The 12,870-nt window shown below is 54.9% G+C and carries 10 protein-coding genes; 7 read left to right on the forward strand and 3 right to left on the reverse strand.

All coding sequences use genetic code 11. The annotated features are described in order from the left end of the window. Positions 1-47: 47 nt before the first annotated feature. Positions 48-2,264 (reverse strand): N,N-dimethylformamidase beta subunit family domain-containing protein, encoded by a 2,217-nt coding sequence (locus tag FHR98_RS02875; protein WP_183415103.1) that lies wholly within the window; start codon positions 2,262-2,264, stop codon positions 48-50. Between the two features lie 49 nt (positions 2,265-2,313). Then, positions 2,314-3,501 carry an aromatic ring-hydroxylating oxygenase subunit alpha gene (locus tag FHR98_RS02880; RefSeq protein WP_183415104.1) on the reverse strand — a complete coding sequence of 396 codons (1,188 nt, stop codon included), beginning with the start codon at positions 3,499-3,501 and terminating at the stop codon, positions 2,314-2,316. A 200-nt stretch (positions 3,502-3,701) separates the two neighbouring features. Between FHR98_RS02880 and FHR98_RS02885 the strand changes: the two genes are divergently transcribed. Further along, positions 3,702-4,616 carry a LysR family transcriptional regulator gene (locus tag FHR98_RS02885; protein WP_246377408.1) on the forward strand — a complete coding sequence of 305 codons (915 nt, stop codon included), beginning with the start codon at positions 3,702-3,704 and terminating at the stop codon, positions 4,614-4,616. Between the two features lie 25 nt (positions 4,617-4,641). Here the strand turns inward: FHR98_RS02885 and FHR98_RS02890 are convergent, their stop codons facing one another. Then, complete coding sequence (locus FHR98_RS02890) at positions 4,642-5,541, reverse strand: alpha/beta fold hydrolase (protein ID WP_183415106.1); 900 nt, start codon at positions 5,539-5,541, stop codon at positions 4,642-4,644. A gap of 184 nt (positions 5,542-5,725) precedes the next feature. Here FHR98_RS02890 and FHR98_RS02895 point away from each other — a divergent pair, with 184 nt between their 5' ends. The 6 genes from FHR98_RS02895 to FHR98_RS02920 all read left to right on the forward strand — a co-directional run bounded on the left by FHR98_RS02895 (position 5,726) and on the right by FHR98_RS02920 (position 12,740). After that, positions 5,726-6,037: a Rieske (2Fe-2S) protein gene (locus FHR98_RS02895; RefSeq protein ID WP_183415107.1), complete on the forward strand. Its 312-nt coding sequence runs from the start codon at positions 5,726-5,728 to the stop codon at positions 6,035-6,037. Positions 6,038-6,683: 646 nt separating this feature from the next. Next, positions 6,684-7,739, forward strand: coding sequence for an ABC transporter permease (locus FHR98_RS02900; RefSeq protein WP_183415108.1), 1,056 nt, complete (start codon positions 6,684-6,686; stop codon positions 7,737-7,739). Beyond that, complete coding sequence (locus FHR98_RS02905) at positions 7,736-8,554, forward strand: ATP-binding cassette domain-containing protein (protein WP_183415109.1); 819 nt, start codon at positions 7,736-7,738, stop codon at positions 8,552-8,554. The genes FHR98_RS02900 and FHR98_RS02905 overlap by 4 nt, the downstream gene beginning before the upstream one ends. A gap of 69 nt (positions 8,555-8,623) precedes the next feature. Next, the gene (torT, locus tag FHR98_RS02910) at positions 8,624-9,682 is read left to right on the forward strand and encodes a TMAO reductase system periplasmic protein TorT (RefSeq protein ID WP_183415110.1); all 1,059 of its coding nucleotides are present in this window, start codon (positions 8,624-8,626) and stop codon (positions 9,680-9,682) included. 139 nt (positions 9,683-9,821) lie between these two features. Continuing rightward, positions 9,822-11,489, forward strand: coding sequence for a choline dehydrogenase (locus tag FHR98_RS02915; protein WP_183415111.1), 1,668 nt, complete (start codon positions 9,822-9,824; stop codon positions 11,487-11,489). A 120-nt stretch (positions 11,490-11,609) separates the two neighbouring features. Continuing rightward, positions 11,610-12,740, forward strand: coding sequence for a M20 family metallopeptidase (locus tag FHR98_RS02920; RefSeq protein WP_183415112.1), 1,131 nt, complete (start codon positions 11,610-11,612; stop codon positions 12,738-12,740). Positions 12,741-12,870: the final 130 nt, after the last annotated feature.

The following is a 12,870-nucleotide window of genomic DNA, read 5'->3' on the forward strand; positions in this document are numbered from 1 at the left end:
CCCCTTCCTTGTCGGACACGACGGAAATGTGGGTGTGATTGATCGGCTCAATCGCCGTCACCCAGGAATCCTCGGAGTACATTTTCTGTAATGCGTGCGATGTTGTTGTCGTATCCATTGTGGCACAGGCTGCCACAGTAGGTGATGGAGCCGACGGAGAAGACCTTCCCGCCTTTGGGTACTTCAAAATAGCTCATGTCTGCCCGCAACAAGCGCCCGACCGGCTCATGCGGCCAGGTGGTGATGTGGGTCAACTGTTCTTCGGGAACCAGAATGAAGTGCTCGGCATACTTTTCTGAACTGGCTAAAACAACAATGTCTTCTGGCGATCCAAGTTCATAGTCCACGCGGTCAAGCTCAAAGCCTGCGGCTCCACCGCCGAACAGGCCGAAGTTTCCAATCAGGTCATCCTCCACGCCTTGGAAAATCCAACGCGTGCGGGGATCATCCGCACCGGGTGCGCGACGATAATAAGACCCTTCAAACTTCCCTTGAGCCGAAAATCCGACGCCAACAATTTTCTGTGGCGGCCGCCCATTGCGCCGCCATAAACCGCCGTAGTCACCATCGAAGCTATGATGATACTCGCCGGGTTCTGCTGCCCAGGCGCGGATTCCGCCTTCTGCACGGCGTATCTCGACACAGCCCTCGACTTCGGGGTGCGTTGCGACCTTCCAGTAGAAGCCATTGCCGCCCAGATACATGAGGTTGCCACCTTGAGAGACGTAGCCATGGATGGCGTCCCAGGTGTTGTGGCTATGGTATTCCGGGTGTGTTGCGGTCATGACGACGTCGTAACCGGCAATGAGACCCAAGCCCTCGGCATGCAAGTCTTCGTCTGTCACCACGTCGAAGTCCTGACCGATCTGTTCCAGCCAGTTCAAGATATGCGTGTCCGCCGGGAAATGCCTGAGGCCGGAAACGGAAAAATCTTCGGAGAAAGTGACAAAGCCGGATCTCATGGTGAAGGTCGGTCGGCGGCGAGAGGCAAAGCAGATGCCGCTGCCATCACCGTGGTCGTTGTAGGTGGATAGGCCGTATTCCGGGTGCTCGTCCGGTGTCCAGGGCCGAGCGCTTCTTTCCCGCACGATTTGGCGGTACCGGTCATCGGTGTTACCGCGGGCGTGGTTTGCATAAACCATGTACGTGAAGGTTGGGATAAGCAGACACAAACGCGCGGTGCGTTCACCATGCGGCGGGCGAACGAAAAAGGGGATCATTTCTTCCACGCCGGCGCAACTCAACCGCATGGCGTAGACACCACTTCGCAGATCGGTGGGAAGCGTCACGGAAAAATCGGTCTCCCACTCGCAATCGTAGATATCGTCGTCGTGAAAATGGATGGCGCCATACTGTGTCGGCGCTTCTCGCCAGCTATGAAATTCTCCTGTCCAATTCGACCCGGTCATAGCGCGGGCCGGCAAGTTCTTCAGATCTCCATCAAGGCCTTGGGGGCCTTGGTCGCTAAACCGCCAGGGATCGCCGATGTCGCGGGAGAAATCCCAATCAGCAGCGACGGAAAACTTGGATGTCGTGAGACCAATGTCGGCGATTTCAGCCTCGCCAAGAGGCTCGCCAAATATCTGAGGCCGCTCCAGTTTACCATTGTAATGGCCGCTGGCCTTTTTACCGGCAAAGGCGGCGAAACGAACAAGCTGTCCTTTGCCAATATTGGGTGTGAACGACACGCCCTTTGAAATCGAAACTGCAGACTCGCAATTGTAGTTTGGCGCGAGCGGGATTTGTCCCAAAACGATCTGACCGGCTGCGCGGTCAAAGGATAGCCAAACGCGATACCAATTATGACGCCTAAGGGGCCGCTTCATTGCGAGGGTCAGCGTCGACCCGTTGTTGGAGCCGAGCATCGCTGTAAGGCAGCCGGAACCATTGACCGCCAATGAGACTCCGGTTTGCAGTGTCGGGTCAAAGGTACCGAAAAGCGCTTGATCGCGGCCTGCATTCGGCGTGCTCGGCCATATTGTGCAAATGAGGGAAAACCCTGCAGCCTCAGACGTTAAGTCAGGACACTTCGCAGAGCCATAAGATCCCAGCGTTACCTCTTGGGGACGCGACGAAACGCGCTGTCGGAAAATCTGACTGAGATCTTCCTCCCTAATACCCGGGCCTGCCGGATTAGGATCGCCGCATATGACGCGCACCAATCGCGCGTCATAAGGTTCTTCCAGTAGGCTGCTTACCTTGAAAGCCAAAGTTTCACCTGGCGCAACCGACCAGCGATCCGCATAACCAGTTAACGGAAGCATGGATTCAATCCAGGCCTAGTGCGCGTTTCTAGAAAACTTGGACTATGCATTACTCAGCCACCGAAGCGGCCGGCAAATCAGTTTCATCATCCGCGCCCTGTGGGCCAAAGATCCGTTTGATATTGTGCTTTATGTAGTGCTGTACACCTTTCTCCAGGCGGGACATCCGTCCTGGGACAAAGTGCGTTGCCTTCGACGCATTCTGGAGGGATTCCACCATCTCGAAATCTTCCCCCAATATCTTGTCACTCATCTTCTTGAACCGCGCGACGGTATCGGGAAAGTCGTCCTGCACGACGGCCTTTGCGGGGAAAACAATGTACTGCTTCATGATCATTGTCTTCACGTCAACGGGCCATGAGGTGTAGAGCATGACGTAGTCTGGCCGAACAAAGAAATTCAGGTTTGGATTCAGAATTCCGGTCTGTGAGAACCTGGGTGGCTTGTTCTTCAAGCTCTCGATCGGATCATAGAAAACCTGACCGGAGTCCGTGTGCGACCCAGCATCATACTCATTGATGAATACGCGACCGTCCCGACGCAGTTCGTATTCCACATCGGTGGTTTTCATGAAACGCCCGATGGTATCGCGATGGAGAACGCCGACGTGATAGAAGTCTATGAAGTTCTCCACCAGCAGCTTCCAGTTACAATTGAGCGGAATTTCCCGGGAAAAACCGAGCCGCATGTCCGCCATGCCGATGTAGCCAAACTTTTCCTCAAAATCGGCGATGTAGCTGTCGAAATTCTCAGCATCCTTGTTGAGCGAGACAAAAATCCAGCCATGCCAAGTGGCGCAAGGCAGCGTCGGCAAGCGGCAGTTCTTGCGCTCGAAACCCACGCTGTCACGCATGTAGGAAGCCCCCTGCAGCTGCCCCTCCAGATCGTAAAGCCAGCCATGGTAGGGGCAGGTGAACTCCTTCGCGTTTCCGCTGCCGCTGGCTATCTCAACACCGCGATGAAGGCATGTGTTTGAATAGGCGGCTATTTCTCCGTTTGATTTGCGACAAATCAGGATAGGTTCGTCCACGACACGCATCGTCATGTAATCGCCTGGCTCGGCGATCTCTTCGCTGCGTCCTAAGCAGAGCCAATCGCTGCGGAAAATCTTTTCGCGCTCCATCTCAAGTACCTGTGGGTCATGGTACATGATTCCCGGGGGATGGTTCGCCTCGACGACCGGTTTGAAGGCTTTCGCAAAACCCTGCATGAGTGATTCGTCGTGCTTTTCCCGCATATCCGTTCCCTATCTTTCATTCTGGCGGCAGAACCCAGGCGCCACGCCGCCGTAGCCTCACGGCCTTTGATGTTGTTACCGGGTTTATTGACAAGTTTTGGGAGCTGGCATAACGTTGGTCAAATCAATAATGTTCATATCAATATCAATAGAATGGATATTGGAATTTGGCCCTCTCAAGGCGAATAAACTGGAACCTCTTGCATACCTTCGTCGTGGTTGCAGAGGAACAGAGCGTATCCCGAGCCGCAGAAGTTTTGGGGCGAGGGCAACCAGCGGTGAGTTCTGCCCTCAAGAAGCTTGAGGAACAGGTTGGGCATAAGCTGGCTATTCGCGGGCCGACCGCTTTCTCGCTCACCGACGCAGGCAAGATCATTTACAGGGAAGCCCGGGAGATTTGCGGCAGCATCGATCGGGTTTCCACGCTGGTGGCCGATTTGACCGGAGAACTGACGGGCACTGTGAATTTGACGATCGCCAGTCATATGACCAGCCCGCTGATCGATAGAGCCTTTTCGGAGTTTCACCGTCGGCACCCCAGGGCGACCTTTGCAACCACGATCATGACCAGCCCCGAAATTATGGCTTCGATGGCGGATAGCACCATCTACTTCGGCATCGGGCCAGTTTCGACCATGCGATCCGAGTTTGAGTACTTCCACATTTTCAAAGAGCACTGCGGTTTCTATTGCGGCCCGGGGCACAGGTTCTTCGGAGTGGAGAATTTGCAGCTGTCCGACCTGGAGAATGAAAGGGCCATAACCTACCGCGCAGCGGTATTCTCCGATGTTCTGCAATCGATCACGGACATGCGCCATCAGGCGAAATTTGCCGACCCATTCGTTGGTGTTTCCAATCACATGGAAGAGGTGCGGCGCATGATTATCACGGGTCTTGGGATTGGACCAATTCCAATTCATGTGGCGGCACGTGACGTTCGCGACGGCCTTATGTGGCGACTTCCGCCCTACGAGCTTGTTATGCCGCTCGATATCTATCTGATCACCAACCCTCGTGTGCGGCCCAGCCGGTCCGAGCAGGCGTTTATCGAAACCCTCAAGGAAATCGTGAATGCGACGCCCTATGAACAGCGAGTCTACCCCACGGCTGAGTAAGCAGGAGACATTTCAGGACACAGGCTTACGGTGTGCGGTCTTGGTGCCTGATTATCTCCAGGCTGGGTGACGCATCGGCCTTGCCGGGGAGTTGGTATGCGGGATCTTTCCGGATAAGCCTCAGGACGTATTCCGCAGAGATCTGGGGACGCTCAAGCTGGGGCATATGCTTGGTTTCTGCAATTCCGACAAGGGTCGAGCCGGCAATGACCTCGACTGCCTCCAAAGCGCCCTCATAAGCAACCGTTGGGTCATCCTTGCCCCACAATAGCAGAATCGGCACTGCGCCCTTGAGCGCGGCTAAAGCTTGAGTCTGCGTGTCGTCGTTAATCCCCTGACGGTAATAGGTTGCGATCGCCGACCAGGCGCTGGCAGCGCCTGGCGAGTTGTTGATCCTATAGCTTTCCTCGATATAAGCCTGATCAAAAATAGAAGGGTCGAATACCGCGCGGGCCAAACGGGCGGCGATGGAGTCTCTGCTCATATCGCTCAGGTAACTCGCCGTCCATTCACATCGCTCCGGCGTCATGACCTTCAGCCCGATTGCACCAACCAGCGTCAGGCTGCGGACCATGCTGGGCCTCTGAGCGGCAAATGCGGCGGCGTGTATGCCGCCGAGCGAAGAGCCGATCAAGTCCACGCTGGTTTCACCTATCTCCTGGCAGATTGCCTCAATAAGCGGCACATGCCCGGTTATGGAATAATCGAAATCCGAGCCCTTCCAGGATAATCCATGGCCTGGCATATCGATCGCGAAACAGCGATAGCCCTGCGCGGCAACCAAAGGCGCGAAGAGCCGCCATATGTCCGCGCGTGATCCTAGACCGTGCAGGAGGAGTACCGCCGGACCCTCCATGCCCCACTGCATGACTCTCAATTGCTTTCCAAGCGGTGAAATCGGGTATTGGATCGCTAGTGGCTGCATTTTCGTTCCTTATGTCGCAGGTCGTTTCTCACTTCTTTGCATCCCTTACGGCGGCGGTTCGCGTCAAAGCACTCTTGCCGAGGGACAACAAATAGGGCAGTTTATGCCAATATAACGCAAATCAATATCAATAATATAATTATCAATATAATTGATAATTATATGCTAGGAGTGAGAACCAAAGATGAGCTGGCATCACGTTGCAACTCTGGAAGAATTTGCGAACTCAGAGGTGATTGAGATTGAGGTCGGAGAGCGCCGGGTCGCGGTTTACTGCGTGGAGGGCGCGTACTTTGCGATAGACAATATTTGCACTCATCAGTTCGCTCTCTTGTCGGACGGATATATCGATGGTGGATGTGTTGAGTGCCCGCTGCACCAAGCATTGTTCGACATTCGAACCGGCAAGGTACTTGAAGGTCCCACCGACAAGAATCTGGAAACCTACGAGGTGAAGTTGGAAGACGGCTCTGTCTCGGTGAGCATCCCCGAGTAGACAGCTTTTTTGTCTGGACCTTCAGCTGTTCGATTAGCGCTTGTATCGATAGCCGATACAAGACCCAGTTGAAGGCAATAGGCTCCCGCAAAAACCCAGGCGCAATGTCCATAAGTTTTGTTAACAACCTATAAGAGTAGGTTGTGTGAATTAATATACTATACGGTTAGGTGACTGTCCGCCTGATAGAGTTGCTAAAGAGGTGCGAAGAAATTGTTCGACATCTCAATTGGCAAGGAGGAACCCCCAGGCGACTCATTGCCGGAACCCTGTGAGCATCGCCTCTCGGTGTGCAGATCATCTGAAGCACCCCGCCAAAAATATTTAACAAAATCAAAACAATGGCTACGACAAGTGTGATGCTAGGGGTCACGCTGACGGGCAGTTTCTCGACTGCGAACGGCCCAACTGCGGATGATCCGTCAGCCCAATAAATTGTAAAAACAAATATTGCCATAAAAATTATCGATTTGATTCATATTGGGGTACGCCGCCTAATTGCTTTCGAACAGGGGGATGATACTCAATACCATCATTAGGGATTCTAGAGCGGACAGGTTTCTGGGCTCTAAAGCGCTATGCGACTACCGATGGGTATCATGTTGCTGGACACTTAGTCTGTACAGTAAGCAAACAGAGGTTAGGTATGTATCTTATGGACGATGGTTCCATTGCTACGCAGGGTGGTAACAAAAGCAGTATCAGACAACGCTTTGTTTCACTTACCCAAACGGTTTTTATCGCCAGCGGCATTCTGCCTGTGGTCCTCATTCTTGCCATAGTGGGTTTCGGCGCAGCAGAACCTCGCTTCCTGAGCTACGACAATCTTTTCAACGTAGCACGCCATTCCACATATCTGATCATCATCAGCATGGGCCAGATGTTGACGCTGCTGGTGCGAGGCATCGACATGTCCGTGGGTTCGACGGTCGCTATCGTCAGCGTGACGTCAGCCATGACCATGGCAGGGATTCTGGCGAACCAGCCCGAAGCCATTGGCTTAGCAATCACTTCTGGAATTGCTGTCGGGTTGCTCGTCGGCGCCGCAGTTGGTGTGGTCAACGGCGTCGGTATCGCCGTCTTTAAAGTGAATCCCTTTATCATGACCGTTGGCATGCTGTCGGTTTTGACCGGTGCAGCATTGAAAATCAGTGGTGGCATGCCCGTTTACGGGATGCCCGCTGAATTTGGCCGCATATTTGCTTATGGCGCTCCTTACGGTGTTCCGGCACCGGTCTTATTCATGGGCGCTTTGTTCTTTGCAATGATGTACCTGCTGTATGGTACGCCGCTCGGCAGGCGCATTTATGCGCTGGGCGGAAACAGCTTGGCGAGCCGCCTGGCTGGGATCAATACAACAGCCTACACCATCCTGACCTACGTACTGTGTTCGACCATCGTGGCCTTTGGCGCAGTGCTTCTGACGGCGAGGGTGAATACAGGAGAGGCCACGCTGGGTGCGACCCTGCTGATCGAATCGATTACGGCGGTCGTCATCGGCGGCGTCTCCTTCTTCGGTGGGATCGGTCGGATCGGCAATGTTCTGCTGGGGGCCTTGTTCGTATCCTTCATGACCAACGGCATGAACTTGCTTCGTGTCGATAGTTACGTACAGCAGATCGTCTTGGGTTGCCTGTTGATCCTTGCTGTGATCGTCGATCAGCTCCGTATAAAGCTCATGCGCCAGGAAAGGGTCGAATGATCATGGAAACCGCAAGCATTCAGACTCATAAGCAACCGGGGAAATTCGAGGCGCAGATGCAAGGCAACACCGACACGGCCTACCTAAGTGCCACTGGAATCGTCAAGTCATTTGGCGGCAACCGTGCCTTGAATGGCGTTTCAATCGAAGTCAGGCAAAACGAAGTCATGGCGCTGGTCGGCGACAACGGTGCCGGAAAATCAACGTTGGTAAAGATTCTATCCGGTGCCGAAACAGCCGATGAAGGCGTCATACACGTAGCGGGTAAACAAGCAGCAATTCATTCACCTCACGATGCCCACGAGCAGGGCATCGCGACGCTATACCAACACCTTGGGTTGGTTGATTGTTTCAACGTGCCACAGAATGTTTTTCTTGGTCGCGAACTTTCCAGACGGGTGCTGGGCATTTTCCCCTTACTGCTGCATGGCGAGATGGCGCGACGGACAACGGATTTACTATCCGAACTCGATATACGGCTGCCCGACCTGTCGCGGCCTGTAAGCACTATGTCGGGTGGGCAGCGTCAGGCCGTTGCCATCAGCCGGCTTCTGTTAGGTAACGTGAAGCTCATCATCATGGATGAACCCATGGCCGCGCTTGGTGTGAACGAGGGACAAAAGGTCCTGGACCTAATTCAACGGCTAGCCGGGCGTGGAATTTCGTTCCTGATTATTAGCCACAACATGGAACACGTGATGAGCATTTCAGACCGAATTGCCGTTTTGAAGAACGGCAACATGGTGGGCGTTGTGAACACGGCCGACACCTCCCGCCAGGAGATCACCTCAATGATCGTTCACGGCCAGGCATAAGAAATCCGGGGATAATCCAATTTTTCAGCCAGATCGGAACCTACGATCTGACCATAGAGGAGGCGTACCATGAAGTTCATTGCGACAAGCCTATTGGCATCCTTACTTTTCGTTCCAAATCTGGCATCTGCCGGGAGCGGTGACTGGGAAGCGCCGCTGCTCGTAGATAGCACGAACAGCCATGCCGTTTACAAACCCTTGCCAGCGGGTTCTGCGAGCAAGCCTTGGCATCTTTGTGTAGGTTTTCCCCATATGAAGGACGCCTACTATGTCGCGAAGGACTATGGGATTTATCTGGAAGCCAAACGACAAGGCGTCTCTGCTTCAGTTATGTCCGCGGGCGGCTACAACAACCTGACGCAGCAGATCCAGCAGATTGAGGACTGCGTTGCACGCGGCGGTAATGCCGTGCTGGTTAACGCAGTTTCCAAGGCGGGCCTCAATGGTTTGATTGAGGAGCTTCATGGGAAGGGCATTCCAGTGCTCGACATGGGCAACGGACTGGAATCGCCTCACGTAGCAGCGGCCGCCAAGGCTTTGTACTACCAAGCGGGCTCTGCCGCCGGCGGTTATCTTGCAGCCAAGCACCCAAAAGGCTCGGGGAAAGTCAAAATGGTTTGGCTTGCCGGTCCCGCAGGTTCGCAGTGGGTCGAGGACTCTGTTGTTGGCATGAAAGAGGCAATTGCGGATTCCGACGTAGAGCTGCTGCAGGTCATCTATGGTGATACCGGCAAGGAAGTCCAGATGCGGCTTATCGAAGATGCGCTGCAGGCCTATGAAGGTGTCAACATCATCGGCGGCAACGCACCTGCGATCGAAGGTGCCATGGAAATTCTGCGTATGCGTGGCGACCAGGACAAAAGCCTTATTGCCTTCTACACCACGCCGGCGATCGAGCAAGCGGTTCGAGACGGCAAAGTGATGGCGACGGTGGGTGACTTCAATGTGATCGGCTCTCGCATCAGCGTTGACCAGGCGATCCGCGTTCTGGAAGGCAAGCTTGAAGTTCCGCTCGCCAATCGGCAGTTTTTCGTCGTCGATCAGAATAACGTCAATACCTACGACCGCGACGTTTTGCTGGCCCCCGATGGATTCGATCCGATATTCGAGATTGAAGTAGGTTCCTGACCTATCCGGTTACGACTATCTGGAACTCCAGACCAACGGATGAAAGAACATGGAGGTGGCTCCCCAAAGAGCCACCTCTTGTTTTTCCTAGAGCCTCTCTTCGCAACGATATCACCGCAATGCCGGGAGCGTCAGGTAGATGGTTGGCCGACTTAAGGGCGACAGTACTACTCGTGAGTATGATTATGTAATCGTCGGGGCAGGCTCGGCAGGCAGTGTGCTCGCGTCCCGCCTCAGCGAGGACGCTGATGTGCGGGTTTGCCTGCTGGAGGCGGGGCCAAGTGACCGCCGTAGTTTGTTTGCGCTGCGGATGCCGGCCGGTATGGGGCTGGCCGCATCGGGAACCAGATACAACTGGGCATACCTCACAGAGCCGGAGCCCTGGCTCGACAATCGGCGGTTGCCCTATCCACGCGGGCGCGTCGTTGGTGGTTCTTCTTCGATCAACGGGATGGTTTATCTACGGGGAAATCCGCAGGACTATGACGGTTGGGCCAAGTTGGGCCTGGACAGCTGGTCCTTTGCGCATTGCTTGCCATACTTTCGGCGAATGGAAAGCGCGCCGCAGGGCGAAACCCCCTTTCGTGGCGGTCAGGGCCCGATGGGGGTCACGCTTTCCAAGCCGGACAATCCGCTGCATCTCGCTTATCTGGAGGCGGCTGAACAGGCAGGGTATCCTTTCACCGGCGACGTCAATGGCTTTCGTCAGGAAGGGCCATTCTGCATGGAGCGCACCACGCGCGCCGGGAAAAGGTGTAGTGCGTCGCGCGCCTATCTGTGGCCAGCGGCCAAACGGCGTAACTTGGCGATCAAAAGTAATACCCTGGTAGAGCGTGTGGTCACCGAGAGTGGGCGTGCGGTTGCAGTCGATTTCCGCCGTGGTGGCATCAAAAGCCGCATAAGAGCGACACGGGAGGTAATCCTATGTGGTGGCGCCTTCAATTCCCCCCACCTGCTCATGTTATCCGGCATCGGACCGGCAGATCATCTCAAGGCGCACAGAATTCCTGTGGTGGCAGATATCGACGAGGTCGGCGCCAATCTGCAGGACCACCTCGATGTCATCATCCAGCATGCATGCAACGAGCCAGTTTCTCTGGGGCGCAGATTGACGCCATGGGGCAAGGTCGCCATCGCCCTTGAATGGCTGCTTTTAAGAACCGGCCCCGGCGCTTCCAACATTTGGGAAACTGGCTGTTTTTTCCGCACGGGACCCGGTGTGGAATATCCTGATATGCAGCATCATTTCGCACCGCTTCTAACGGGCGCGGATGGCGCTTTGGCAGCAAATGCCGATGGTTTCCAAGCACACCTGAGCCAACTGCGGCCGCTCAGCCGCGGTTGGGTGCGATTGCAGAGCGATGATCCGACGGTCAGGCCGCGCATCCGCTTCAACCATTTAAGCGAAGCTGCCGACGTAGAGAACCTCCGTCAGGGGCTCCGAATCACCCGTGGTATTTTAAGCCAACCCGCACTTGATCGCTTCCGGGGTGAGGAGTTGGCGCCTGGGGTCGAGGTGCAGACTGACTCCGATTGGGATGCCTATGTACGCGCGACAGCACAAACCTCGCACCACCCGTCCTCCACCTGCCGTATGGGCACTGATAATCGATCGGTCGTCGATCCAGAAGCCAAGGTCCGAGGCGTCGAGGGGTTACGTGTCGTCGATGCATCGATCATGCCGTCCATACCTTCAGCGAACCTGAATGCGGCGACCCTCATGATCGCCGAGAAGGTGTCGGATCTCATAGCGGGGCGGCAGCCAATGCCGCCGCGAAACGTCGAATTCTTTCGGAGTAGTTGCTGATGTGGTTTTGAGTTTGTACAGGCCAGTGCGGGACAGCGTCCGGTGTCGCAACTGTTGTACGGCTCCAAAAAGCAAACCGCATGACCGGTGATGTGTCGATTTCCCCAAAGAAGGAAAGTCATGAAGGATATTGATGCCGTTTATCTAACCCAAAAACTTATCCGTTTGGATACCGTCAACCCACCGGGGTTTGAGCACGAATGTGCGGAGCTTCTCGGTTCCCTGCTGGGCGAAGCGGGTTTCGTAAACAGCTACCATGATTTCTCCCCCGGACGGACAACATTGATATCCCGGTATCAGGGCACGGATTCATCCCTGCGGCCACTAGCGCTAACGGGTCATCTCGATACCGTTCCGTTCGGCCATCAGCCTTGGAGTAAGCAACCGCTCGCCGGTGAGATTGAAGATGGCAAGCTTTTCGGCCGTGGCGCCAGTGACATGAAGAGCGGCGTGGCGGTAATCGTGGCAAGCGCTATCAGTGCTGCTGGACGGCCAGGTAGCCTTAAGCGCGGATTACAATTGATCCTAACGGCGGGCGAGGAAACCGGTTGTGAGGGGTCACGGCATGTCGCAATGCTCGAAGGGGGGGTGGAGAAAGCCAGCGCTCTCTTGGTGGCGGAACCCACATCGAACTATCCAACCATTGGGCATCGCGGGGCCTTGTGGTTGCGGGGATCCACCGAAGGTGTGACTGCCCATGGCTCAATGCCCGAGCGCGGCGTAAATGCCATCTACAAAGCCTCTAGAGCGATTACCAAACTGGCGGATTTCGACTTCAATGTAAAACGGGATCCCCTTCTGGGAGCGCCGAGCATCAATGTGGGGACGGTACGGGGTGGAATGAATGTGAACTCAGTCCCGGATTTTGCCGAATTCTCGATCGACATCCGTTCCATCAAGACAAAATCGCATCCGGCGATCCTCAACCAGATCAGCTCTTATCTGCAAGAACAGGGGGTGAGGTTAGAGCCCTTCGTTGACCTCGATCCTGTAAAGTCGGAAGAAAGGGACGCTTTCATTCAATGTGTCTATGACATTACTGCCAGACACACGGGCGCGCGACCCGAACCTAGGACGCTGCCTTTCTTCACCGACGCATCTATCCTGGCCGAAGCGTTGGACGCGCCGGTTGTGATCATGGGGCCTGGCGAAACAGCGCTGGCTCATCAAACGGATGAGTTCTGCTTTGTGGAAAAGATTCCAGAGGCAGTGACTTTGTATAGCCAAATAATTGACGCTTGGTGTCGCTAGGAAGGCACTTTCAGAGCAGTTCGAGCGGGTCTTAGCCGAGATTACGCCTGTTCGCGCGCTTTTCCCGAAACTCAGTAGCTAACAGGAATCAGCCCAGACCTGGGCTGCCGATCGCGGATGGATCCCGCGA

Source organism: Limibacillus halophilus (assembly GCF_014191775.1).
GTDB classification, from domain to species: domain Bacteria; phylum Pseudomonadota; class Alphaproteobacteria; order Kiloniellales; family CECT-8803; genus Limibacillus; species Limibacillus halophilus.